Annotated in this window: 36 protein-coding genes; 30 read left to right on the forward strand and 6 right to left on the reverse strand. The window is 43.3% G+C overall.

The window, feature by feature from the left end; genetic code table 11:
* Positions 1-710: 710 nt before the first annotated feature.
* From I4V84_RS15170 to I4V84_RS15190, 5 genes are all read right to left on the reverse strand, one after another.
* Positions 711-1,997, reverse strand: coding sequence for an O-acetylhomoserine aminocarboxypropyltransferase/cysteine synthase family protein (locus I4V84_RS15170; protein WP_118581246.1), 1,287 nt, complete (start codon positions 1,995-1,997; stop codon positions 711-713).
* A 304-nt stretch (positions 1,998-2,301) separates the two neighbouring features.
* A complete protein-coding gene (locus I4V84_RS15175) occupies positions 2,302-2,913 on the reverse strand; it encodes a stage V sporulation protein AA (RefSeq protein ID WP_118581243.1) in 612 nt (203 codons plus the stop codon).
* Positions 2,914-2,968: 55 nt separating this feature from the next.
* Positions 2,969-3,325, reverse strand: coding sequence for a SpoVA/SpoVAEb family sporulation membrane protein (locus I4V84_RS15180; RefSeq protein WP_118581240.1), 357 nt, complete (start codon positions 3,323-3,325; stop codon positions 2,969-2,971).
* 113 nt (positions 3,326-3,438) lie between these two features.
* Positions 3,439-4,533, reverse strand: coding sequence for a stage V sporulation protein AD (locus I4V84_RS15185; RefSeq protein WP_195992799.1), 1,095 nt, complete (start codon positions 4,531-4,533; stop codon positions 3,439-3,441).
* The gene (locus I4V84_RS15190; protein WP_118581234.1) at positions 4,530-5,000 is read right to left on the reverse strand and encodes a SpoVA/SpoVAEb family sporulation membrane protein; all 471 of its coding nucleotides are present in this window, start codon (positions 4,998-5,000) and stop codon (positions 4,530-4,532) included. Before I4V84_RS15190 ends, I4V84_RS15185 begins: the two co-directional genes overlap by 4 nt.
* Positions 5,001-5,221: 221 nt before the next feature.
* Between I4V84_RS15190 and I4V84_RS15195 the strand changes: the two genes are divergently transcribed.
* The gene (locus tag I4V84_RS15195) at positions 5,222-6,226 is read left to right on the forward strand and encodes an AraC family transcriptional regulator (protein WP_118581232.1); all 1,005 of its coding nucleotides are present in this window, start codon (positions 5,222-5,224) and stop codon (positions 6,224-6,226) included.
* A gap of 31 nt (positions 6,227-6,257) precedes the next feature.
* Here I4V84_RS15195 and I4V84_RS15200 read toward each other — a convergent pair whose 3' ends face one another.
* Positions 6,258-6,677, reverse strand: coding sequence for a stage V sporulation protein AB (locus I4V84_RS15200; protein WP_173716322.1), 420 nt, complete (start codon positions 6,675-6,677; stop codon positions 6,258-6,260).
* Positions 6,678-6,906: 229 nt separating this feature from the next.
* On the opposite strand from I4V84_RS15200, the gene murB reads away from it, so the two are divergent.
* The 29 genes from murB to map all read left to right on the forward strand — a co-directional run bounded on the left by murB (position 6,907) and on the right by map (position 24,238).
* Positions 6,907-7,818: a UDP-N-acetylmuramate dehydrogenase gene (murB, locus tag I4V84_RS15205; RefSeq protein WP_118581229.1), complete on the forward strand. Its 912-nt coding sequence runs from the start codon at positions 6,907-6,909 to the stop codon at positions 7,816-7,818.
* Positions 7,819-7,935: 117 nt separating this feature from the next.
* Positions 7,936-8,814: an RNase adapter RapZ gene (gene rapZ / locus I4V84_RS15210; protein WP_118581226.1), complete on the forward strand. Its 879-nt coding sequence runs from the start codon at positions 7,936-7,938 to the stop codon at positions 8,812-8,814.
* A 17-nt stretch (positions 8,815-8,831) separates the two neighbouring features.
* Positions 8,832-9,791, forward strand: coding sequence for a DNA-binding protein WhiA (whiA, locus tag I4V84_RS15215; RefSeq protein WP_118581223.1), 960 nt, complete (start codon positions 8,832-8,834; stop codon positions 9,789-9,791).
* A complete protein-coding gene (locus I4V84_RS15220; RefSeq protein WP_118581220.1) occupies positions 9,788-10,042 on the forward strand; it encodes an HPr family phosphocarrier protein in 255 nt (84 codons plus the stop codon). The genes whiA and I4V84_RS15220 overlap by 4 nt, the downstream gene beginning before the upstream one ends.
* Before the next feature lie 31 nt (positions 10,043-10,073).
* Positions 10,074-11,141 carry a hypothetical protein gene (locus I4V84_RS15225; protein WP_195992801.1) on the forward strand — a complete coding sequence of 356 codons (1,068 nt, stop codon included), beginning with the start codon at positions 10,074-10,076 and terminating at the stop codon, positions 11,139-11,141.
* 562 nt (positions 11,142-11,703) lie between these two features.
* Complete coding sequence (gene rpsJ / locus I4V84_RS15230) at positions 11,704-12,021, forward strand: 30S ribosomal protein S10 (RefSeq protein WP_117852518.1); 318 nt, start codon at positions 11,704-11,706, stop codon at positions 12,019-12,021.
* 80 nt (positions 12,022-12,101) lie between these two features.
* A complete protein-coding gene (gene rplC / locus I4V84_RS15235; RefSeq protein WP_117852520.1) occupies positions 12,102-12,734 on the forward strand; it encodes a 50S ribosomal protein L3 in 633 nt (210 codons plus the stop codon).
* Positions 12,735-12,755: 21 nt separating this feature from the next.
* Positions 12,756-13,376, forward strand: a complete 621-nt coding sequence (gene rplD / locus I4V84_RS15240) for a 50S ribosomal protein L4 (RefSeq protein ID WP_118581214.1) — start codon at positions 12,756-12,758, stop codon at positions 13,374-13,376.
* Positions 13,376-13,675, forward strand: coding sequence for a 50S ribosomal protein L23 (gene rplW / locus I4V84_RS15245; protein ID WP_117852524.1), 300 nt, complete (start codon positions 13,376-13,378; stop codon positions 13,673-13,675). Before rplD ends, rplW begins: the two co-directional genes overlap by 1 nt.
* A gap of 195 nt (positions 13,676-13,870) precedes the next feature.
* Positions 13,871-14,716, forward strand: coding sequence for a 50S ribosomal protein L2 (rplB, locus tag I4V84_RS15250; protein WP_118581211.1), 846 nt, complete (start codon positions 13,871-13,873; stop codon positions 14,714-14,716).
* A 15-nt stretch (positions 14,717-14,731) separates the two neighbouring features.
* Positions 14,732-15,013, forward strand: coding sequence for a 30S ribosomal protein S19 (gene rpsS / locus I4V84_RS15255; protein WP_015526921.1), 282 nt, complete (start codon positions 14,732-14,734; stop codon positions 15,011-15,013).
* A gap of 97 nt (positions 15,014-15,110) precedes the next feature.
* Positions 15,111-15,500: a 50S ribosomal protein L22 gene (gene rplV / locus I4V84_RS15260; protein WP_117852663.1), complete on the forward strand. Its 390-nt coding sequence runs from the start codon at positions 15,111-15,113 to the stop codon at positions 15,498-15,500.
* Positions 15,501-15,511: 11 nt separating this feature from the next.
* Complete coding sequence (rpsC, locus tag I4V84_RS15265; RefSeq protein ID WP_117852529.1) at positions 15,512-16,168, forward strand: 30S ribosomal protein S3; 657 nt, start codon at positions 15,512-15,514, stop codon at positions 16,166-16,168.
* Complete coding sequence (gene rplP / locus I4V84_RS15270; protein ID WP_173771785.1) at positions 16,168-16,605, forward strand: 50S ribosomal protein L16; 438 nt, start codon at positions 16,168-16,170, stop codon at positions 16,603-16,605. Before rpsC ends, rplP begins: the two co-directional genes overlap by 1 nt.
* The gene (gene rpmC / locus I4V84_RS15275; protein WP_118581208.1) at positions 16,595-16,804 is read left to right on the forward strand and encodes a 50S ribosomal protein L29; all 210 of its coding nucleotides are present in this window, start codon (positions 16,595-16,597) and stop codon (positions 16,802-16,804) included. The genes rplP and rpmC overlap by 11 nt, the downstream gene beginning before the upstream one ends.
* 18 nt (positions 16,805-16,822) lie before the next feature.
* Positions 16,823-17,080, forward strand: a complete 258-nt coding sequence (rpsQ, locus tag I4V84_RS15280; RefSeq protein ID WP_117852536.1) for a 30S ribosomal protein S17 — start codon at positions 16,823-16,825, stop codon at positions 17,078-17,080.
* A gap of 14 nt (positions 17,081-17,094) precedes the next feature.
* Positions 17,095-17,463 (forward strand): 50S ribosomal protein L14, encoded by a 369-nt coding sequence (gene rplN, locus I4V84_RS15285; RefSeq protein WP_022067326.1) that lies wholly within the window; start codon positions 17,095-17,097, stop codon positions 17,461-17,463.
* Between the two features lie 11 nt (positions 17,464-17,474).
* Positions 17,475-17,786 carry a 50S ribosomal protein L24 gene (gene rplX, locus I4V84_RS15290; RefSeq protein ID WP_118581205.1) on the forward strand — a complete coding sequence of 104 codons (312 nt, stop codon included), beginning with the start codon at positions 17,475-17,477 and terminating at the stop codon, positions 17,784-17,786.
* A 22-nt stretch (positions 17,787-17,808) separates the two neighbouring features.
* Positions 17,809-18,348 carry a 50S ribosomal protein L5 gene (gene rplE / locus I4V84_RS15295; RefSeq protein ID WP_118581202.1) on the forward strand — a complete coding sequence of 180 codons (540 nt, stop codon included), beginning with the start codon at positions 17,809-17,811 and terminating at the stop codon, positions 18,346-18,348.
* A 73-nt stretch (positions 18,349-18,421) separates the two neighbouring features.
* Positions 18,422-18,607, forward strand: coding sequence for a type Z 30S ribosomal protein S14 (locus I4V84_RS15300; protein WP_117852543.1), 186 nt, complete (start codon positions 18,422-18,424; stop codon positions 18,605-18,607).
* 198 nt (positions 18,608-18,805) lie between these two features.
* On the forward strand, positions 18,806-19,207 hold the full coding sequence (gene rpsH, locus I4V84_RS15305) for a 30S ribosomal protein S8 (RefSeq protein WP_118581199.1): 402 nt from the start codon (positions 18,806-18,808) through the stop codon (positions 19,205-19,207).
* A 95-nt stretch (positions 19,208-19,302) separates the two neighbouring features.
* Positions 19,303-19,842: a 50S ribosomal protein L6 gene (rplF, locus tag I4V84_RS15310; protein WP_118581196.1), complete on the forward strand. Its 540-nt coding sequence runs from the start codon at positions 19,303-19,305 to the stop codon at positions 19,840-19,842.
* Positions 19,843-19,859: 17 nt separating this feature from the next.
* On the forward strand, positions 19,860-20,228 hold the full coding sequence (rplR, locus tag I4V84_RS15315; protein WP_118581193.1) for a 50S ribosomal protein L18: 369 nt from the start codon (positions 19,860-19,862) through the stop codon (positions 20,226-20,228).
* 18 nt (positions 20,229-20,246) lie between these two features.
* Positions 20,247-20,756, forward strand: a complete 510-nt coding sequence (rpsE, locus tag I4V84_RS15320) for a 30S ribosomal protein S5 (RefSeq protein ID WP_117852552.1) — start codon at positions 20,247-20,249, stop codon at positions 20,754-20,756.
* Between the two features lie 14 nt (positions 20,757-20,770).
* Positions 20,771-20,953 carry a 50S ribosomal protein L30 gene (rpmD, locus tag I4V84_RS15325; protein ID WP_117852555.1) on the forward strand — a complete coding sequence of 61 codons (183 nt, stop codon included), beginning with the start codon at positions 20,771-20,773 and terminating at the stop codon, positions 20,951-20,953.
* A 21-nt stretch (positions 20,954-20,974) separates the two neighbouring features.
* A complete protein-coding gene (rplO, locus tag I4V84_RS15330; RefSeq protein ID WP_118581190.1) occupies positions 20,975-21,415 on the forward strand; it encodes a 50S ribosomal protein L15 in 441 nt (146 codons plus the stop codon).
* A gap of 13 nt (positions 21,416-21,428) precedes the next feature.
* Positions 21,429-22,745, forward strand: coding sequence for a preprotein translocase subunit SecY (gene secY, locus I4V84_RS15335; protein ID WP_148461640.1), 1,317 nt, complete (start codon positions 21,429-21,431; stop codon positions 22,743-22,745).
* Between the two features lie 71 nt (positions 22,746-22,816).
* On the forward strand, positions 22,817-23,461 hold the full coding sequence (locus tag I4V84_RS15340) for an adenylate kinase (protein WP_118581187.1): 645 nt from the start codon (positions 22,817-22,819) through the stop codon (positions 23,459-23,461).
* An 18-nt stretch (positions 23,462-23,479) separates the two neighbouring features.
* Positions 23,480-24,238, forward strand: coding sequence for a type I methionyl aminopeptidase (gene map / locus I4V84_RS15345; protein ID WP_118581184.1), 759 nt, complete (start codon positions 23,480-23,482; stop codon positions 24,236-24,238).
* The last annotated feature ends 17 nt before the right edge of the window (positions 24,239-24,255 follow it).

Below are 24,255 nucleotides of genomic sequence, written 5' to 3' on the forward strand. Positions count from 1 at the left end.
GAATCGCTGCGAATAAAACGAGCAGTAACTTTATTTCTGCTGGAAGTCGGTTATAACGAGAAAATTGCCCAATTTCTTACTATAGAATGTTTGAAAAAATTTTCTGCAAAGCTGGGAATAGAGATTACAGCAATGGATTCTCAAATATGCCATGGTGAGAAGGGCTCATTATTCATATAAATAAAAATACATGCCTCCCAGCATGTATCGAAAATGACTTTCGAGCAGATGCTGACAATCCACCTGCAAAAAAAGGTGAACAGGTTTCGGTCGATCCTGACGGGATCCTCTCAACCCGGACTTACGGGCTCCCTCGCAATCTGGTTTTCGTCATCACAAATTCTGACCGCAGCACAAGGGCGCTCCCCCTGGTGCTGCATTCCGTTAACCGGATAAATTGTATCATACCTGCCCTGGAATTACAATAAAAAATTCTGGCATAGCATTTGTAAAAATGTAAAAATGGAGATGGAGATGGAGATGGAGATGGAGATGGAGAAGTTATTGCTTATTCGAAGTTCAATAATATGGAAAAAAAACATGGAAGTTCTCCATCGAAAATAATTGACGTGGTATATGCTTTAGTGAGGGAAAGAAAAATCCCCGTAACAGATCAAATTTAAGGTCTGTTATGGGGATTTATGTGTAGGAATAGTTATAAAAAGTGTAAAACTCTATAATTTCAATCCGTTATTGTGGAAAGCCTGCAATTATTTAATTGCATCCAACGCATTGGAAATATCCGCGATCAGATCCTCTTTATCCTCAAGACCAAGGCTGATACGGATCAGCTCTGCCGGTACGCCAGCTTCAATGAGCTGCTCGTCTGTCATCTGTCTGTGGGTAGAGGTGGCAGGGTTCAGGCAACAGGTTCTTGCATCTGCTACGTGAGTCTCAATTGCGCCAAGCTTTAAGTTCTGCATAAAAGTGGAAGCTGCTTCACGGCCGCCCTTCAGACCGAAGGAAACAACACCGCAGCCGCCGTTTGGCAGATATTTCTTCGCTCTGTCATAGTATTTATTAGATGGAAGTCCAGGGTAATTTACGTAAGCTACCTTCGGATGGCTTTCCAGAAATTCTGCTACAGCCTGTCCGTTCTCCACATGCTTCGGCATGCGTACATGCAAGGACTCCAGTCCAAGATTCAGGATGAAAGCACTATTCGGGGACTGCATGGAACCGAAATCACGCATAAGCTGAGCGGTACATTTCGTGATGAATGCGCCTTCTTTTCCAAATTTCTCAGCATATGTAATTCCGTGATAGCTTTCATCTGGGGTGCAAAGTCCCGGATATCGGTCTTTGTGCGCCATCCAGTCAAAGTGACCGCCATCAATTATAGCACCGCCTAATGCTGCACCATGTCCATCCATGTATTTGGTGGTGGAGTGAGTAACAATGTCAGCACCCCATTCGATGGGGCGGCAGTTTACTGGTGTAGGAAAGGTATTATCTACTACAAGGGGAACCCCATGTTCGTGAGCAACTTTTGCAAAAAGTTCAATATCCAGGACGGTAAGTGCCGGATTCGCAATGGTTTCGCCGAACATAACTTTGGTATTTGGCTTGAAAGCTGCGTTTAATTCTTCTTCTGTAGCATCTGGGGAAACGAAGGTTGCGGTGATTCCCATTTTGGCCATGGTAACAGAGATCAGGTTGAAGGTTCCGCCGTAAATGGAGGAAGAAGCTACAATATGGTCTCCACACTCGCAGATATTGAATAGTGCCATGAAATTAGCTGCCTGTCCGGAAGAAGTAAGCATAGCTGCGGTTCCACCTTCCATTGATGCAAGCTTGGCTGCTACATGGTCGCAGGTGGGATTCTGAAGACGGGAGTAAAAATAGCCCTCAGCCTCAAGGTCGAAAAGCTTTCCCATATCCTCGCTGGTGTCGTATTTGAATGTTGTTGACTGAATAATCGGGATCTGTCTTGGTTCACCATTGCCAGGTTTATATCCAGCCTGAACACATTTTGTTCCCATTCTGTAATTGTTCATGATGTGCCTCCTCATCTGGTAAAATAAGCTCCCTGTGGAGAAGTGTTCACAGAGAGCGTTCACATAGAGATATAGTATCATTTTTTTATAAAAATAGCAACGGCTTGATGCAAATTGTGACGTACATCCTGCAGAACGGGTTACTGTTCACTCCGTTCACAGTAACGCGCTTCGCGATGCACAGAAATCAAGCATTCGCATGATTTCGCGCCGCACTTCTCGGGTTTTCTGTGAACTTTGTTCACAAAAAACATCTCGCGGAACGTTACCAGTGAACAGTAACAGAACGGGTTACTGTGAGCGGTCACTTCTTATTTCGCGAAATATCTTCAATGATCGTGGTATTTATGTCATCTTCATACAGACGCATCTGCACTTGCATAGGTGTGGGATCGTTGGTGAGTTTCATTCTTCCGAAGTGGTTAAAGAAGAACAGGATGCCGAGACCGATACCGATGGAATAGGAGATTTCCAGAACAGTATTGCCGGTTGTGGGCTGTCCGGTGACTTGGGTGTAGATCTGCTCAAATAGAGCGGGGATGTCTACGTCATTGTTAAAGGTCATAATGGAAAAGCCTGCACCGAAAAAGGTGGCGAGGCAGACAAATATGACTTTGCACCATCTTATAACAATATTGACAGTTCCTTCCTTCTGATAGGTGATGATGAAGTTTGGTTCGCCAATATGCGTAATATCAAGATCAGGCTCTTTGAGCTGGATATCATTTATAAGATCCATAACAGAAATCACATACCGGCCTGTCTTGTCCGGATCCAGGTTTGCTACCGGGAGAACCCTTAGGTGATTTAAAATTTTGGAATTGGTGCAGGATAGCTTGGCAATGTCCTGAAGATAGACATGGGGGTGATGAACCTCCACGTTTTCTTCGGTTTGGATGTATAGTGTGTCACTCATGAAATTCACTCCCATTGTAAAAAATGTTGGTTTCAGGCAAGGATAAAGTACGTTGTTATTCTTTCATTTTCGGTTTAAAAAACCAGCTTGCCAGATAAGAAAAAATCAGGGCTGCAGAGACACCAGCTGCGCAGGCGGTGAAGCCTCCTGTGAAAAGCCCGATGACACCATCTGTGTCGATGGCTTCTTTCAGACCTTTCCATAGTGTATTCCCGAAACCAAGTAATGGCACAGCAGCACCGGCACCGGCGAAATCAATCAGAGGCTGATAAATGCCTATGGCGCCAAGAATAGAGCCGGTGCATACCAGAAGAACCATGACACGTCCAGGCATAAGTTTGGTTTTATCAAGTAAAATCTGGACAAGGGCGCAGATCAGGCCACCTACCCAGAATGCATTAAAATAGTCCATGAAATCATCTCCTCATAGATACAGAAAAAGATAGTTGGTAGAGACAGATTATAATTAATACAGTACGGCTTATAGGACTGCAATTATACAGGAAGTACGCACAATTATTTAGTTTACTGCTTTTGATCTTTTTTTGAAACATGCTCTAATACTACAGCATGTGCAATCCCCGGAATGGAATCTCCCTCATTAAAACTTGTTTTGGAAAGCAATGCTCCTGTAGGAACAAAGAGCACCTTTTTCCAGGTTCCTTTTGCCAGTTCCGGCAGAATATAAGCAGCCAGCACAGATGCACTGCATCCACAACCACTTCCACCAGAATGAGTATCCTGTGTTTCACCATCAAAGATTAAAAGTCCACAGTCCTGATAAATGGACTCTATATCATATCCTTTTTCTTTTAACAGATCCAGCAGGATCCGTTTTCCAACAGCTCCCAGGTCTCCGGTGAAGATTGCATCATAATCATCAGGTGTTCGGTCAAAGTCACAAAAATTCCGGTAAATGGTATCGCAGGCGGCAGGTGCCATGCATCCACCCATGTTCAGAGAATCCTTAAGTCCAAAGTCAATCAGCTTTCCAGTGGTGAGTCCTGTTATTTGGACACATCCTTCTGCTGAAATTAGCGGATCAGTCTTTTCCGGAATTTCCGGAAGAGGCAAAGTTCCGGAGAGAACACAGGCACCGCTCCCGGTAACCGTCCACGTGGCTGAGAGAGGACGCTGGTTTCCGTAAGCCAGAGGAAATCGGAATTCTTTTTCTGCGCTGGCAAAATGGCTGGAAGTGGCACAGAGAATATGTTCTCCGTATCCGGCTGCAACAGACATGGCGCCAAGAGAGAGGGATTCCCCTATGGTGGAGCATGCACCGAAAAGTCCGTAAAATGGGATTCCCATTCCGGCAATTCCAAAGGAAGAGGCGGTAGTCTGAGCCAGAAGATCACCTGCGAAGGTCATGCGGATATCCCCTGGAGTAAGTCCGGCTTTTCCAAGGGCCAATGCGGCTGCTTCTTTTTGCATGGTGCTTTCCGCAGCTTCCCAGGTAGCCTCTCCAAACATAGGTTCTTCGCAGACCAGATCAAATTTGCTTCCAAGAGGTCCTTCCCCTTCCTTTTTTCCAACTACAGAAGCACAGCTTACAACGTAAACCGGATTCTGAAAGCTCATACTGGCAGAACCGGTAAGTCTGGCTGGTGTCTGTGGATTCATGAAATCACCTCCATTATTTTCAGAAGATAGTAGATCACTCCGGCAATCCAGGAACTCATGATTCCGTAAAGGATTACAGGACCTGCAATGGTGAAAATCTTGCAGCCGATTCCAAAGACCTGACCCTCCGTTTTATATTCAATGGCAGGGGCGGCTACGGAATTAGCAAAACCGGTGATTGGAACCAGACTTCCCGCTCCGCCAAATTTTCCAATCTTTGGATAAATATTAAATCCAGTAAGAATAACACTGATGAAAACCAGGGTAACAGAACACCAGGTACCGGCCATATCCTGGTCTAATCCTCTGGATTTTGCAAAATTTGTTATAATCTGCCCAACGACACAGATTACACCGCCTGTGAGAAAAGCCTTTGCCATGTTCATGGGAAGACTGTGGGTAGGGGTGATCTGTTTTACATAGTCGGCGTATTGTTTCTGCTTTGCTTTTGGTATGGAACTGTTCATAAATGCCTCCTGTAGCTATGATGAATGGAATTGCTTGCTTAGAGTACAGTAACCTTTTGGTTTCTATTATTATGTGAAAAAATATGTAAAATATACTTTCTTTTTAGCTGAATTTATACTATCATGATAGTATTGTTATAGTTATTACGGAAGATGATGCTATTGCTCATAAACAGAATGACAGTAGCCTCATATTATAAACCGAAGAAGAGAGGTACCTTATGGGAAAATATTTTATAGGGAAGGGAGTACAGCTCCTTACAGAGGAAACTGAGAATAAGATCAGAATCTATAAGCTGGGACTGCTTCAGCCGGAATTTGGACATATGCCATGCATCAGTGGGAATGCATTCACTTTTCTATTGGCAGAAGAAGGAGAAATACAGTGTCAGATAAATCAGGAAAAAGTAGATCTGGAAGCTGGCGAGGCGTTATTTATCAATGCAGGACAGTCCTATCGTCTGGTCAGAAGTGAGAAGGAAAGCAGCAGTTTTTATATAATTGAGGTGGCTGGAGAGTATCTGGCAGCTGGAGATGAGAGCCTTCAGAATAAATATATTTCACCGGTTGCAGAAGCAGAATCCTTCGCTTATTGCAGGTTTATGCCGTCAGCTGAGGAAGATACAGATGAAGACATTCTTCTTCAGGCACTTCTCGCCGCTGCGCAGACAGCAGAAGGCAGGGATATGGCCTATGAACTGGATATGAAGAGCTGGCTGTTCACTGCATGGGGAAGTCTTTATAAGAAATTTGCCCAGCCGCGTCCGGAATGTAAGAATGCAGTGATCAGAGAACGGGTGAAACTGAATCGTATGACAGGATATCTCACTGAGCATTGTAACGAGAAACTGACTCTTTCTGCTATGGCAGAAGCATGTCAGGTAAGCACTGGTGATTTTTGCCGTTTCTTTAAGAAACATATGGAGATGACTCCATTCGAATATTTGCAGAAATGCAGAATTTGGAACAGTATGGATGCAGTTCTGGAGAAGACAGCTTCCATGGGAGATATTGCAGTGGAAAATGGTTTTGCAGGAGCAAGCTATTTTTCAGAGACTTTCCGAAAAGAGATGGGCTGTTCTCCTGCAGATTATCGGAAATGGTACCGTGACCTGTCAGATGAATGTCCGATAATCACCGGAGAAAATAAAGAAGAAAGCGCCAAGGTGTCAAAGAAGGATAAAAAAGGAAAGTCTGGTAAAAACGTTCCTTCTTATTTATTATAGAAAATTAGCTGCGTTGATTTTTTTACGCAATTCAGGGAAACCACCGTTTATAAAAATAATACAAAGATCCCAAAGCTTTTCCGAAGGCCACTGCGATCACGACCCATCGGATTCCATTGGTCAGTTTGATCCTTCTGGAAAAGATGGGGAAAACATCTGCCATCTCAGCAAGTGCCATGATCCATCCGCCCAGGAAGATACCGGAAAAAAGTCCATAAAGGAGCAGAGTAAAGGTTCCGCCTGGAATGTGCCAGCCATAGAGGAAAAAAAGATTACCACATACAATGCCAAGAAGCGTAATATCTTCATATAACAATATATGTTTTCCTGTATGAGTGATACCGGCATAGCGGGGAACGATGGAAAGACCGATAAGCAGGCCAACTACACCGCCTGCGATGATGATTCCAGAGCAGAAGCCAACTATGGATAGGAAAATTTGCTGGAGCATGGGTGAGATCTCCTTTCACGAAACGAACCTGTCGCTGAGAAAAGTTTGTTGTTTTGCAACTGTCATAACAACATTTAGTATGGAAAGAATCTTGGAAAATATGCGTTTTTTCTGTACATTTGTGAAGTTAAATAGTATAATAAAACGATGCGGCAATGGAAAGAATAGGATTGGCGCAGATATCATTTGATAGAAAAGTTGAGTATAGAAAGATAGAGGATGTAAATCTGTGAATGTAAATTTAAAACAGCGGTTCCAGGAAATTCTGGAAGATAACCGGATACTGGAAGCGGAGCTTATGAGCAGGCATACTACATTCCGAATTGGCGGTCCGGCAGATTTCTTTCTGGTACCGGAGAATGCTGATGAGATTAAGAAAATCATAGCTGTTTGTAAGGAAAAAAATGTTCCGTATTTTATTCTTGGAAATGGAAGCAATCTTCTTGTAAGCGACAAGGGCTATCAGGGAGTAGTAGTGCAGCTGTATAGAAACTTTGGACAGATCAGAGTTGAAGACAGCAGGATCCATGCCCAGGCAGGAGCTCTTTTATCTGGAATTGCTGCAGCTGCAAGAGAGGCATCGCTGACTGGCTTTGAGTTTGCAGGGGGAATTCCGGGAACCTTAGGCGGCGCTGTGGTGATGAATGCAGGAGCGTATGGCGGAGAAATGAAGGATGTTCTGAAAGAAGTCACGGTTCTTACTCCAGAGGGCGGAGTCCTGACCTTGCAGGCAGATGAACTTCACATGGGTTATCGAACCAGTGTGATAAAAGAAGCAGGCTATATTGTTCTGGAAGCTGTCATTTCTCTTGAAAAGGGTGATCAGGAGGAGATTCGCAGCCGTATGCAGGAGCTAGCAGGGATGCGAACCAGCAAGCAGCCACTTTCTTATCCAAGTGCAGGAAGCACTTTCAAACGGCCAGAGGGCTATTTTGCAGGCAAACTGATCATGGACAGCGGATTGCGAGGCTATCAGGTAGGCGGTGCCCAGGTTTCTGAGAAGCATTGCGGTTTCGTGATCAATACAGGAAATGCCACAGCGAAAGATGTTACCACGTTGATGTCTGATGTTCAAAGAATTGTTATGGAGAAATTTGGTGTGAAGCTTGAACCAGAGGTGAAGTTTCTGGGAGAATTCTAGAGCCATGAAGAATCCTTTGGAATGGATTTAAGATACATAAGAGGCAGAAGAGTCCGTTTTACTGCTACTGGTCAGGCCGTGAGCAGTGACACTGTTTTGCCCGGCAGGAGATAAATTATGCGATTTGTAATTGTTACAGGCGTTTCCGGCGCAGGTAAGTCTACTGTGCTGAAAATGCTGGAGGATGCCCACTATTTTTGTGTGGACAATCTTCCTATTCCATTGGTGGAGAAATTTGCTTCCCTGATGCTGGAAGTACATGAAGAAGGAGTCCAGAATGCGGCTCTTGGTATTGATGCCAGAAGCGGTCACTCTCTGGAAGAACTGGCACAGGTTCTGGATCATATGAAAGAAGCTGGATATGATTTTGAGATTCTTTTTATGGATGCAGAAGATTCCGTGCTGGTAAAGCGTTATAAGGAAACCAGACGCAGCCATCCGCTTGCCAGTAACGGCAGGGTAGATGACGGAATCCGTCTGGAACGCCAGAAAATGGATTTTCTTCGTAAGAGAGCTGATTATATTATTGATACCAGTCACCTTCTTACAAGGGAGCTGCGCCAGGAAATTGAGAAGATTTTTGTAAATAATGAAAAATTCTGTAATATGATGGTCACGGTTCTGTCTTTTGGATTTAAGTATGGAATTCCGGCAGATGCAGACCTGGTATTCGATGTGCGTTTTCTTCCGAATCCATATTATGAGGATGAATTACGTCCCCTTACCGGTATGGATGAGAGCGTGTTTAATTATGTAATGGATAATGAGACCGCAAGGATTTTTGCAAATAAACTGGAAGATATGGTGGAGTTCCTGATTCCTAAGTATGCACAGGAAGGTAAAACAAGCCTTGTAATTGCAGTTGGCTGCACAGGGGGCAAGCACCGTTCTGTTACCATTGCAAGGGAGTTGTACAGCCGGATTGCCAGAAATGGTGAATATGGTTTTCGATTGGAGCACAGAGATGTGGATAAAGATCGCCTATTGAAAAAATAGAAAGAGGAGATCGTGGAATGTCTTTTTCAGGGATGGTGAAAGAAGAACTTTCCAGGCATATCGGCTCCGGAAGACACTGCAGGATTGCGGAACTGGCTGCAATCTTTACTTTCTGCGGCAGCCTGGAGGCTGGAACTGATGGGAGAAAATCCCTGCGTATCCAGACAGAAAATGAGGCACTTTCAAGAAAAGGCTTTACATTATTGCAAAAAACATTTAATATAGAGACAGATGTATCAAATTCCCGGATTGACCGTTTCAGAAAGGGAAATCTTTATTGTATTTCCATTATTGATCAGTTTTTAGTAAAGGAAATACTGGATTCTGCCAAGCTGGAATTTTCGGGAGTGAGCGGAGGGATGCCACTTGTATCCAATTCTATTGTATATCAGAGGGATTGCTGCAAAAGGGCGTTTGTACGCGGTGCTTTTCTCTCGGCAGGTTCGATCAGTGATCCTCAGAAGGGATACCATTTCGAAATTGTATGTCCCAGCCAGGAGATCAGCGGGCAGCTGCAGGAAATTATTCACAGCTTTCATATAGATGCCAAGATGGTTCTGCGTAAGAAGTCTTATGTACTCTATGTGAAGGAAGGGGCGCAGATTGTAGACATGCTTGCTATTATGGAAGCAAATGTAGCTCTTATGGATCTGGAGAATATCCGTATCCTGAAAGAGATGCGCAATTCTGTGAATCGGAAGGTAAACTGTGAGACTGCTAATATAAATAAGACGGTTAATGCAGCAGTGAAGCAGATCGAGGATATCAGACTTCTTGAGGAAAAGGTGGGCCTGGAGAGTCTGAATGAAGGACTTGAAGAGATCGCCAGATTGCGGCTGCAGTATCCGGAAGCAACACTTAAAGAACTAGGATTGATGTTGAACCCACAGGTTGGAAAGTCTGGAGTAAATCACCGGCTTCGTAAATTAAGCCTGCTTGCAGATGACCTGAGGGAAAACAAGGAGGAGTTATTATGATTAAAAAACCAATCACCATTCACCTGTCCACAGGGCTTGAAGCCAGACCCGTTGCACAGCTGGTACAGGTGGCAAGTCAGTTCAACAGTGAAATCTACGTAGAAGTAGGTAAGAAGAAAGTGAATGCCAAGAGTATTATGGGTATGATGACACTGGGACTTGACGCCGGTGAGGAGATTACACTTTCTGCTAATGGTGAAGATGAAGAAGCTGCGATGAGCAGTATTGAACAGTATCTGAGCAACCAGTAAAGGCTGCCGTAAAAAGTGAGGATGGTTACCAATGTCTAAGTTTTTAAAATTTATAGTACATTTTGTTGTAATATGTACCATACTTTGTGTGGTTGCATTAGCGGTTCCTCCATTCTTTGGAGTGACGACTGAAATCAGAGACGACTCCACAGTCAAGTCAAATCTGGCAATGGGATCTGTTACATATGCAATTTCGGTTAAAACCGAAGAAGCAGCTCTGGGTACACCGATCCTTGTAAATGATGAGAATGCAGTGTATCGTTATACACTGGCCAGCGCTGATGTCGCAAATGGTACAGGTACTGCTATGGATCCAACTGTTTCTCAGGGACAGCCGATTAATGTGGCAATTGGAAGCTACCTTCCGAAAATTGTTGTAACAATTCCGTTTATCGGATATCTGATGGCAGCTACCAAGAGTATTGAGGGGCTGATTGTTCTTGGACTTACCGTTCTGTTTCTGATTATTCTTTATGTAATCGCAGAACTCTGGAAAAAAGATCAGGATGATTATGACGACTATCCGGAGGATACAGAACCAGGATACGTGAAGAGCCGTAAAGAGCTGAAGAAAGAAGAAAAGCGTAAAGAGCGTGAGTACCGTGATGAAGAGCGTGAGATCAAAGCACAGGGCAAGCGCAGCAAGAAAGAGAAGCGTAAGATCCGTACCGGTGGCTTTGTGGATGAAATCGATGAAGACGATTTTGATGTAGAGGAAGAGGAAGCGCCACAAAGAGCTGTACAGAGTGCTACAAGTGAAGCACATGAACTTCTGAAGAAAGAAGTAGCAGCAGCTACCGCAAAGGACTCCAAACCAGTCAGGAAGTCTGCTAAGCCTGCAACACAGACTAAGAAGGCAGCACCGAAGAAGAAAGCAGCTCCGGAGATTCATGAGGAAGAAGAGGATAAACCAGTGGAGATCAAGAAACTGGCAATCCCAAGATATTCACCGGCGCAGCTTGCTGCGAAAGCAAAGAAAGAAGGAGATGCTCCTGACATTGTGAAGGATGAGATAACAAAGGTTACTTTGTTTGATTATTCTGATATCTTTGCTGACGAAGATGAGGACGAAGATGAATACTATGATGATGAAGATTGATTCATTATTATAATAGGAAAGAAGAGGCATTCGATGATGATGCCTCTTCTCTTTTTTTATTAAGGAAAAGACAATGACTTCGCGAGGCTTTAGAACCACTGTTAATGAAAGCTGATTGACAGTTGCCAGCAGGAGTATAACGGACAACTATTAGAAGCACTATATAATAGGAAGAAAGAAAAAACTGGAATATACACACTCACATCTTGCAGAAAGCCTTTTTCAGATACACCCTAGATTGTATTTAAAATAATACAAAAAAACATCTGGATTTTTTGAAAAAAACACTTGCAATTTTTAAAACCTTTGTGTATACTAATAACTGCTGTGACATGATAGCAATGAAGCGCGAGGTTGCCGCCGAGTAAGGCGGGTTTTCCGTGGAGCGAATGTCAAGTTAGGAAACTGACGACAAGTCACTGTACAAGTTCAATAGCCATCTTGGGATGGGACGTGTGAGAGAATGTCCGTAGCAGGAAGATGTTTTAGGACACACACGGAGATGTGTACAGTCGCCGCTTGTCGTACTGATAGTGAGTACGAATAGGAGGAGACTTTTTTTATGGCAAATCAGGTAATGAGAATCACATTAAAAGCTTACGATCATCAGTTAGTGGATGCATCTGCTGCAAAGATCATCGACACTGTTAAGAAGAATGGTGCAACAGTTAGCGGACCGGTTCCGCTTCCAACTAAGAAGGAAGTTGTTACAATCTTAAGAGCTGTTCACAAATATAAAGATTCCAGAGAACAGTTTGAGCAGAGAACACATAAGAGACTGATTGATATCATTGCTCCGACCCAGAAGACAGTTGATGCACTGTCCAGACTGGAAATGCCTGCTGGTGTTCATATCGACATCAAGATGAAGGCAAAATAATTAATCTTGTAAATGCATAAGCATTTAGCTATTTATTATATGATTACCCGAAAGGGCAATCCGCTATAGGAGGAAGAAAGATGAAGAAAGCTATTTTAGCTACCAAAGTCGGAATGACTCAGATCTTCAACGAAGATGGAATGTTAATTCCGGTAACCGTTTTACAGGCTGGTCCATGTGTCGTAACTCAGGTTAAAACAGATGAGAACGACGGATATACAGCAGTTCAGGTTGGCTTCGGCGACATCAGAGAGAAACTGGTGAACAAACCGGAAACAGGCCACTTTGCAAAAGCAGGCGTTGCAGTTAAGAGATTCGTTAAAGAATTCCGTTTTGAGAACGCTGCTGAATATGAGGTAGGACAGGAAATTAAAGCTGATATCTTTGCAGCTGGAGATCACATCGATGCAACAGCAGTTTCAAAAGGTAAAGGCTTCCAGGGCGCAATCAAGAGACATGGACAGTCCAGAGGACCTATGGCTCACGGCTCCAAATATCATCGTCATGCAGGTTCCAATGGTGCTTGTTCTGATCCGAGCAAGGTATTCAAAGGAAAACACATGCCAGGTCATATGGGAAGCGAGCAGGTAACTGTTCAGAATCTTGAGATCGTACGCGTAGATACAGAGAATAACTTACTGTTAGTTAAAGGTGCTGTTCCAGGACCTAAGAAATCCTTGGTTACAATCAAAGAGACAGTAAAGTCCTTATAATAAGAAAGGAGGAGCACACAAATGGCAAACGTAACTGTTTATAATATGGAAGGCAATGAAGTTGGAACAATGGAGCTGAACGATGCAGTATTTGGCGTTGAAGTCAATGAGCATCTTGTTCACCTTGCTGTTGTTCGTCAGCTTGCAAATAAACGCCAGGGTACTCAGAAAGCGAAAACTCGTTCTGAAGTAAGCGGTGGCGGAAGAAAACCTTGGAGACAGAAAGGAACCGGTCATGCTAGACAGGGATCTATCCGTGCTGCACAGTGGACAGGCGGCGGAATTATTTTCGCACCAACTCCAAGAGATTATGAAGTAAAAATGAACAAAAAAGAAAGAAGAGCAGCTCTTAAATCCGCTCTGACTTCCAAAGTTCAGGACAATAAATTCGTAGTTGTTGATAGCCTTGCACTTGCTGATGCAAAGACAAAAGAAATGCAGAAGGTCCTTACAAACCTGAAAGCAGAGAAAGCTCTTATTGTAACAGCACAGGAAGACAAGAACGTAATCCTTTCTGCAAGAAATATCGAGAACGTACAGACTGTAGCTGCTAACGGCATCAACGTATATGATGTTATGAGCCACGGTACTGTAGTAGTAACTAAAGACGCTGTAGCATCCATCGAGGAGGTATACGCATAATGGCAGATATTAAATATTACGACGTGATCAAAAGACCAGTGATCACTGAAAAATCCATGGCTGCTATGGGTGAGAAGAAATATACTTTCCTTGTTCATCCGGAAGCAAACAAAGCTCAGATCAAAGAAGCAGTTGAGAAAATGTTCGATGGAACAAAAGTTAAAAGCGTAAATACCATGAATCTTGATGGTAAGAAAAAACGCCGTGGAATGGTAGTTGGAAAAACTGCTAAATCCAAAAAAGCTATCGTAGCCCTTACAGAGGACAGCAAAGACATCGAGATCTTCGAGGGTCTTTAATTGATAGCTTGCGATTCGTACGAGTGCACCTCGGAAGCTTTGCTTCCTCGGTCGCGTTACACGCTTTCAAGTCTTCATAAGAATCCGGTCTTACATGCAAGCATGACGACCTGCTTCTTCTGAATCCTTGGCACTCTGAATATCGCGAATATACGCATTCAAAAGCGTGAGAACAAATTTGAAAGGAGAAAAGAAATGGGAATCAAAAGTTATAACCCATATACCCCGTCTAGAAGACATATGACTGGTTCCGACTTCTCTGAGATTACGAAAGCAACACCAGAGAAATCCCTTACCGTGTCTTTAAAGAAAAACGCTGGACGTAACAACCAGGGTAAGATCACTGTAAGACATCAGGGAGGCGGAAGCCGTAGAAAATATAGAATCATCGACTTCAAGAGAAGAAAAGATGGAATCCCGGCAGTAGTTAAATCTGTTGAGTATGATCCGAACAGAACAGCAAACATCGCACTTATCTGCTATGCAGATGGCGAGAAAGCATACATTCTTGCTCCGGAAGGACTTAAAGTTGGACAGAAAGTTATGAACGGACCGGAAGCTGAAATCCGTGTAGGTAACTGCTTACCGTTAGAGCTTATCCCGGTTGGTACTATGGTTCATAACATTGAGCTTCACCCAGGAAAGGGCGGACAGATGGTTCGTTCCGCTGGTAATGGTGCTCAGCTTATGGCTAAAGAAGGCAAATACGCTACACTTCGTCTCCCATCTGGTGAGATGAGAATGGTTCCGATCATCTGCCGTGCTACAGTAGGTATTATCGGAAATGGTGATCACAACCTGATCAACATCGGTAAAGCTGGTCGTAAGCGTCACATGGGAATCAGACCTACAGTTCGCGGTTCTGTTATGAACCCGAATGACCATCCACATGGTGGTGGAGAGGGCCGCGCTCCGGTTGGACGTCCAGGTCCGTGTACACCTTGGGGCAAACCTGCTCTTGGTCTGAAGACAAGAAAGAAAAACAAAGCGTCCAACAAGCTCATCGTAAGAAGACGCGATGGAAAAGCTTTAAGCAAATAATAAGGAGGATTAAGAATGTCTCGTTCACTGAAAAAAGGACCTTTTGCAGATCAGAGCTTACTTAAAAAAGTAGATGCATTAAACGCTGCAAATGATAAATCCGTAATCAAAACTTGGTCACGCCGTTCCACAATCTTCCCGTCTTTTGTTGGACATACAATCGCTGTCCATGACGGAAGAAAACATGTGCCGGTATATATTACTGAGGATATGGTTGGTCACAAACTTGGTGAGTTTGTTGCTACCAGAACCTACAGAGGACACGGAAAAGACGAAAAGAAATCCGGTGTTCGCTAGTTAGTACTTTTCACCAGGCTGCCTGATCGCAAGAAGCGGTCCGGGCAACCCAGGTGTTTACCTGAATATTGAATATGACGAAAGGAGGCACTTTAAAATGGCAAAAGGACATAGAAGCCAGATTAAGAGAGCCAGAAATGAGAATAATAGAGAGACAAGACCGTCTGCAAAATTATCTTATGCAAGAATTTCTGTTCAGAAAGCCTGCTACGTTTTAGATGCAATCCGTGGCAAAGATGTGCAGACAGCACTTGGTATCCTGACATACAACCCAAGATACGCTTCCAGCGTAATCAAAAAGTTACTGGAATCAGCTATTGCTAACGCTGAGAACAATAACGGAATGAACGCAGACAATCTCGTCGTTGCAGCCTGCTATGCAAATAAAGGACCTACAATGAAGAGAATCCAGCCAAGAGCACAGGGTAGAGCTTACAGAATCGAGAAGAGAACAAGCCATATTACCATCGTGCTGGATGAGAAATAAGGAGGATAGACATGGGACAGAAAGTTAACCCACATGGCCTTAGAGTCGGTGTTATCAAGGATTGGGATTCAAGATGGTATGCAGAGAGCGATTTCGCAGACTATCTGGTAGAGGACTACAACATCAGAACATTCCTCAAAAAGAAATTATACAGCGCAGGTGTTTCCAAGATCGAGATCGAGAGAGCATCTGACAGAGTCAAAGTTATCATTTACACAGCTAAACCTGGTATCGTAATCGGTAAAGGCGGCGCTGAGATCGAGAAAGTGAAAGCTGAACTTGCTAAATACACAGACAAGAAGCTTATCGTTGATATCAAAGAAGTTAAGAGACCAGACAGAGACGCTCAGCTTGTTGCAGAGAACATCGCTCTTCAGCTGGAGAACCGTATCTCCTTCAGACGTGCTATGAAATCTACAATGCAGCGTACAATGAAATCTGGAGCAAAGGGAATCAAAACATCCGTATCCGGACGTCTTGGTGGAGCTGATATGGCTCGTACAGAGTTCTACAGCGATGGAACTATTCCGCTTCAGACACTTCGTGCAGACATCGATTATGGTTTCGCAGAAGCAGACACCACATATGGCAAAGTTGGTGTAAAGGCATGGATCTACAATGGTGAGATTCTTCCAACTAAAGGAACTAAGGAAGGGAGCGATAAATAATGTTAATGCCAAAAAGAGTTAAACGTCGTAAACAATTCCGTGGCTCCATGAGAGGAAAAGCCCTTAGAGGTAATCAGATCAATTATGGTGAATTCGGTCTTGTTGCTACCGAGCCTTGCTGGATCAAATCTAATCAGATCGAGGCAGCCCGTGTTGCTATGACCCGTTATATCAAACGTGGTGGTAAGGTTTGGATCAAGATTTTCCCAGATAAACCAGTAACAGCAAAACCAGCAGAAACTCGTATGGGTTCCGGAAAAGGTGCCCTGGAATACTGGGTAGCAGTTGTTAAACCAGGACGTGTTATGTTTGAGATCGCAGGCGTTTCAGAAGAAATCGCTCGTGAGGCATTACGTCTTGCAATGCACAAGTTACCATGTAAATGCAAAATAGTTTCTCGTGCAGAGTTAGAAGGCGGTGATAACAGTGAAAATTAATAAATTCGTAGAAGATTTACAGGCAAAATCAGCTGCAGAATTAAACGAAGAATTAGTAGCTGCTAAGAAAGAACTTTTCAATCTGAGATTTCAGAATGCAACCAATCAATTAGACAATACAGGACGAATCAAAGAGGTTCGCAGAAATATTGCCAGAATCCAGACAGTGATCACTGCGAAAGCTAACGCTTCCAAATAGTGAATTTAGGAGGACATAATCGTGGAAAGAAATCTGAGAAAAACCCGCGTGGGTAAGGTTGTCAGCAATAAGATGGATAAGACCATCGTAGTTGCAATTGAAGACCATGTAAAACATCCTCTTTACAAGAAAATCGTGAAGAGAACATATAAATTAAAAGCTCATGACGAAAACAATGAGTGCAACATCGGTGATACCGTAAAAGTTATGGAGACCAGACCGCTGTCCAAAGACAAGAGATGGAGACTGGTTGAAGTAGTAGAGAGAGTTAAATAAGGAGGATAACCAGTATGATTCAGCAGGAAACAAGACTGAAAGTTGCCGACAACACTGGTGCAAAAGAAATCCTTTGTATCCGTGTTATGGGTGGCTCTACAAGAAGATATGCAAACATCGGCGATACAATCGTTGCTACTGTTAAAGATGCAACACCAGGCGGCGTTGTTAAAAAAGGTGACGTAGTAAAGGCTGTTGTAGTTAGATCCAAAAAAGGCGCTCGTCGTAAAGACGGATCCTATATCCGTTTCGATGAAAATGCTGCCGTAATCATTAAAGACGACTTAACTCCGAGAGGAACACGTATCTTTGGACCAGTTGCCAGAGAGCTTCGTGAGAAAAAATTCATGAAGATCGTTTCCTTAGCTCCGGAAGTATTATAGGAGGGTGCCTAATGTCAGCTATGAAGATTAAAAAAGGTGATACTGTTACAGTAATCGCTGGTAAAGATAAAGGCAAAGAAGGCAAAGTCCTTGCCGTTAACGTAAAAGACAATACCGTATTAGTAGAGAACGTTAATATGGTTACAAAACACACCAAACCATCAGCTGCAAACCAGAATGGTGGAATCATCACAAAAGAAGCTCCGCTTCACATCTCCAACGTAATGCTTATGGCAGATGGAAAAGCAACAAGAGTTGGCTTTAAGATGGATGGTGACAAAAAAGTCCGCGTTGCCAAAGCAACAGGTAAGGTTATCGATTAATTGAGAGAGGAGGCAGACATAAGTGAGTAGATTAAAAGAACTTTATACTAATGAGATCATGGATGCCATGACCAAAAAATTCGGATATAAAAACGTTATGCAAGTGCCAAAACTCGACAAGATCGTAATTAACATGGGTGTTGGTGAAGCAAAAGAGAACGCTAAGCTTCTTGATGCAGCTATTGCAGATATGGAGCTGATCACAGGACAGAAAGCTATCGCAACAAAAGCTAAAAAATCTGTTGCTAACTTCAAAATCAGAGAGGGAATGCCGATCGGATGTAAAGTAACATTAAGAGGCGAGAAGATGTATGAGTTCGCTGATCGTCTGATCAACCTGGCACTTCCACGTGTACGTGACTTCCGTGGCGTTAATCCTAACGCATTCGATGGAAGAGGAAACTACGCTCTTGGTATCAAAGAGCAGCTTATCTTCCCAGAAGTTGAGTACGATAAAGTTGACAAAGTAAGAGGTATGGACATTATCTTCGTTACAACAGCAAATACTGATGAGGAAGCTCGTGAGTTACTGAAGCTGTTCAACATGCCTTTTGCGAAATAAGTAGAGGAACATTCCAAAGTTGACCGCCGGCTCCTTGCCGGGGTCAGCAGATCTGATATAGGAGGAACGATTCATGGCTAAGACAGCAATGAAAATCAAACAGCAGCGTCCAGCTAAATTTTCTACAAGAGAATATAGCCGTTGCAGAATTTGTGGACGTCCACATGCATATTTAAGAAAATACGGAATCTGCAGAATCTGCTTCCGTGAGTTAGCTTACAAAGGACAGATCCCGGGAGTTAAGAAAGCTTCCTGGTAAGCCGAAGCTGAAAGTCGCTTAATGAATGTAAGCCGTAAGGCGAACATGAATTTCGTGCAAAGTCCATCCCAAACCTTAACGAGTGCAAGCCGCAAGGTGCAGTACCAGTTCAGCACGGGATGATGTTACACAGGTAACACGTAAATTTATATAAATATACTATGACATGTAAAGTCTGAATATGAGGAGGAAACTAACATGACAATGAGCGATCCAATCGCAGACATGCTTACAAGAATTCGTAATGCAAACACTGCAAAACACGACACAGTAGATGTACCAGCATCCAAGATGAAAATTGCAATTGCAAACATCCTTGTTGATGAGGGATACATTGCAAAATACGATTTAGTTGAAGATGGTGTTGCTAAAAACATCCATATCACACTGAAATATGGCGAAGACAAAAACGAGAAGATCATCACAGGTTTAAAGAGAATCTCTAAACCGGGTCTTCGTGTTTATGCTGGTAAGGAAGAGCTTCCGAAGGTTCTTGGAGGACTTGGAATCGCAATCCTTTCCACTAATAAAGGTGTTATCACCGATAAAGAAGCTCGTAAACTTCAGGTAGGCGGCGAGGTTCTTGCATTTGTATGGTAAGCTTCGGCTCCATTCATTCAAGAAGTAGACGAAACACTGAAAACAGAGAGGTTGCGAAAACCTCTCCGATAATCTAAGTAAGGAGGACACATAGTATGTCACGTATCGGTAGACTTCCGGTTGCTATTCCGGCAGGAGTTGAAGTATCTGTTGCAGAAGGAAACGTAGTAACCGTAAAAGGACCAAAAGGAACACTTGAGAGAGCGCTTCCAACAGAGATGGAAATCAAAGTTGAAGATGGTCATGTAGTTGTTGCAAGACCAAACGACTTAAAGAAAATGAAATCCCTTCACGGCTTAACAAGAAGCCTTATCCACAACATGGTTGTTGGTGTAAGCGAAGGATACACCAAGACTCTTGAAGTTAACGGTGTTGGTTATAGAGCCGCTAAGCAGGGCAAGAAGCTTACTTTAAACCTTGGATATTCTCACCCGGTAGAAATGGAAGATCCGGAAGGTATTGAGACCAAAGTAGACGGTAACAAGATTATCGTTTCCGGTATCAGCAAGGAAAAAGTTGGACAGTTTGCAGCTGAGATCAGAGATAAGAGAAGACCTGAGCCATATAAGGGTAAAGGTATTAAGTATGATACTGAGGTTATCAGACGCAAAGTTGGTAAGACTGGTAAGAAATAATTAAGGAGAGTGAGAAAATGGTTAATAAAGCATCTAGAGCGGAAATTCGCGAGAAAAAGCATAGAAGATTACGTCATCATTTAAATGGCACTGCAACAACTCCGCGTCTTGCAGTATTTCGTTCCAATAAACACATGTATGCACAGATTATCGATGACACCGTTGGAAAGACTTTAGTATCTGCTTCTACTCTTCAGAAAGACGTAAAAGCACAGCTTGAGAACACCGACGATGTTGCAGCAGCAGCATATCTTGGCACTGTAATCGGTAAGAAGGCAGTGGAAGCCGGCATCGAGGAAGTTGTTTTTGACAGAGGTGGATACATTTACCACGGTAAAGTAAAAGCACTGGCAGACGCAGCAAGAGAAGCTGGACTGAAATTCTAATAAGGAGGAGCGAAACACATGAAACGTAATCTTATTGATGCTAGTCAGTTAGAGTTAGAAGATAAAGTAGTATCAATCAAGCGTGTTACCAAGGTTGTTAAAGGTGGTCGTAACTTCCGTTTCACAGCTTTAGTTGTTGTAGGTGACGGCAATGGACACGTTGGTGCAGGACTTGGAAAGGCAGCCGAGATTCCGGAAGCAATCCGCAAAGGAAAAGAGGATGCTATTAAGAAATTAGTAACCGTAGCAAGAGATGAGAATGGTTCCATTACACATGACTTCGTAGGTTCTTACGGAAGCGCTTCCATGCTTCTTAAGAGAGCTCCGGAAGGTACTGGAGTTATCGCCGGCGGCCCGGCTCGTGCCGTTATCGAGTTAGCTGGTATCAAAAACATCCGTACAAAATGTATGGGATCCAGAAATAAGCAGAATGTTGTTCTTGCAACCATCGAAGGCTTAAGACAGTTAAAAACTCCGGAAGAAGTTGCAAAACTTCGTGGAAAATCTGTTGATGAGATTCTGGCTTAAGGAGGAATATTAAAATGGCAAATACATTAAAAGTTACTTTAGTAAAATCTCCGATTGGCGCAGTTCCGAAGCACAAACTTACTGTTAAAGCAATGGGTCTTACCAAAATGCACAAAACAGTTGAGATGCCAGACAATGCGGCAACAAGAGGAATGATTCAGCAGGTACAGCACCTGGTAAAAGTAGAAGAAGCATAATTACAAAAAGGAGGTGCCATAATGGAATTATCAAACTTAAGACCAGCTGAGGGTTCTAAGCACAGCGATAACTTCAGAAGAGGCCGTGGACATGGTTCTGGAAACGGCAAAACAGCCGGTAAAGGCCATAAAGGACAGTTAGCACGTTCCGGACACAAGAAACCGGGATTTGAAGGTGGACAGATGCCTTTATACAGACGTCTGCCTAAGAGAGGATTCACAAACAGAAACTCTAAAGAGATCATTGCAATCAACGTTGATGTTCTGAACCGTTTTGAGGATGGTGCAGAGGTTACAGTTGAGAGCTTACTTGCAAGCAGTGCAATTTCCAAAGCTGGTGACGGCGTTAAAATCCTTGGAAACGGCGAGCTTACCAAGAAGCTTACAGTTAAAGTAAATGCTGTAAGTGAGACTGCAAAGTCTAAAATCGAAGCTGCAGGTGGTACAGTAGAGCTGATCTAATAGAGGTGATCAAATGTTTGAAACTCTCAAAAACGTTTTCAGAGTAAAAGAGATGAGACGTAAACTCCTCTATGTATTATGGATGATTCTTGTCATCCGTATCGGATCACAGCTTCCTGTTCCGGGAGTAGATAGCGATTTCTTTAAAGAGTGGTTTGCTAAAAACACTGGTGACGCATTCAATTTCTTTGATGCGTTCACTGGTGGCTCATTTACCCAGATGTCAATCTTTGCATTGAACATCACGCCATACATTACATCATCCATTATCATGCAGCTTCTCACAATTGCTATTCCGGCTCTGGAGGAGATGCAGAGAGATGGAGAAGAGGGCAGAAAGAAAATTACTGCCATTACCCGTTATGTAACTGTTGGTCTTGCGTTGTTTGAGTCTGTGGCAATGGCAATCGGTTTTGGTCGCCAGGGTCTGATCCCGAACATGAACTTCTTTAAAGGCTTAACTGTAGTTGCTTGCCTCACAGCTGGTTCTGCCATGCTGATGTGGATCGGTGAGCGTATTACTGAGAAGGGTGTTGGAAATGGTATTTCCATCGTCCTGACCATTAACATCGTTTCCCGTGTTCCAAGTGACTTATCTCTTCTTTATGAGAACTTCATCAAAGGAAAAACAATTGCAAAAGGACTGCTTGCAGGGGTTATCATTGTTGCAATAATCGTTGTCATGGTGGTATTTGTACTGATCCTTAACGGTGCAGAGAGAAGAATTCCTGTTCAGTATTCCAGAAAAATGGTCGGCAGAAAGCTGATGGGTGGTCAGACTACCAATATACCGCTGAAAGTTAACACCGCTGGTGTTATTCCGGTTATTTTTGCTTCCTCAATTATGTCTTTCCCAGGCGTAATCGCACAGCTTGCAGGAAAAGCTAATGGAACCGGCATCGGCAGTGAGATTATTCGAGGATTATCATCCAATAACTGGTGTAATCCAAGTCAGCCACAGTATAGCTGGGGACTGCTTCTGTATATTGTACTTTGCGTATTCTTTGCATATTTCTACACTTCCATCACATTCAACCCGCTGGAAGTTGCAGACAATATCAAAAAGCAGGGTGGTTTCATTCCTGGTATCCGTCCAGGAAAACCAACGTCAGACTATTTGACTAAAATCTTAAATTATATTATATTTATAGGTGCAGTAGGCCTGATTATCGTTGCGGTTATTCCGTTCTTCTTCAATGGAGTATTCGGTGCAAACGTATCCTTCGGTGGTACTTCCATCATCATTATTGTTGGAGTTATCCTGGAGACTGTGAAACAGATTGAATCACAGATGCTTGTCCGCAATTACAAAGGCTTCCTGAACAACTAAAAGAATAAAGGTTGTGGTGCTTATATGCGTCACAGCCTTAATTCGTAGTATGAGAAAATGGAGGGCTTTTTATGAGAATTATCATGTTAGGTGCACCAGGTGCAGGAAAAGGAACCCAGGCTAAGAAAATTGCTGAGAAATATGGTATTCCCCATATCTCTACAGGCGATATTTTCCGTGCCAATATCAAAAATGGCACAGAACTTGGGAAAAAAGCAAAAACTTATATGGACCAGGGACTGCTTGTACCGGATGAACTTACCTGCGACCTTGTTGTGGACAGAATCCAGCAGCCGGATGCCAAGAACGGCTATGTTCTGGACGGTTTTCCAAGAACAATCCCACAGGCTGAATGCCTTACCGATGCTTTAAGCAAGCTGGGAAGCAAGATTGATTATGCTATTGATGTTGATGTTCCGGATGAGAATATCGTGAACCGTATGGGTGGAAGACGCGCATGCGTAAAATGTGGTGCAACCTACCACGTTGTATTTGCAGCTCCGAAGACAGAGGGGGTTTGCGATACATGCGGTGAGGATCTTGTGCTTCGTGACGATGACAAGCCGGAGACTGTACAGAAGCGTCTGAATGTATATCATGAGCAGACTCAGCCGCTTATCGACTACTATACTGGTCAGGGCGTACTGAAAACTGTAGATGGCACCAAGAACCTGGATGAGGTATTTGGTGATATTGTGAAGATCCTTGGCGAATAGAATAGAGGATAAGAAGTAATGTCAGTTTCAATAAAAACAGCACAAGAAATTGAACTTATGAGGGAATCCGGACATCTTCTGGAAAAAGTCCATGACGGGCTGATCCCTTATATTAAACCAGGAATGAGTACCAAGGAGATCGACCGTATCGGCGAAGATATGATCCGTTCCATGGGATGCATTCCCAATTTTCTGAATTATGGAGGCTTTCCTGGCTCCTTCTGCATCAGCCTGAATGATGAAGTGGTCCACGGAATTCCTTCGGAGGACAAAATTATCCAGGATGGTGATCTGGTAAAGATTGATGCAGGACTGATCTATAAAGGATATCATTCTGATGCGGCCCGTACTTATGCAGTCGGAGAAGTTTCCAAAGAAGCCAAGCAGCTTATGGATGTAACCAGGCAGTGCTTCTTTGAAGGAATAAAATTCGCGAAAGCAGGAAATCATCTCAATGATATTTCCAAGGCAATCGGAGCGTATGCGGCGAAATACCGTTATGGTATTGTACGAGATCTGGTGGGACATGGGATTGGTACTCATCTTCACGAAGATCCGCAGATTCCCAACTTCCCTCAGAAACGCAGGGGAGTGAAATTACTTCCAGGCATGACACTTGCCATAGAGCCCATGATCAATATGGGCAGAGCAGATGTATGCTGGCTGGATGACGAATGGACAGTGGTGACCATGGATGGTTCCCTTTCCGCACATTATGAGAACACCATACTGATTACAGATGGCGAACCGGAGATTCTGACACTCACAGAGTATTAATCATTATCATTAAGGCG

This window comes from Ruminococcus sp. 1001713B170207_170306_F1 (genome assembly GCF_015668065.1).
GTDB lineage: Bacteria > Bacillota > Clostridia > Lachnospirales > Lachnospiraceae > Blautia_A > Blautia_A faecis.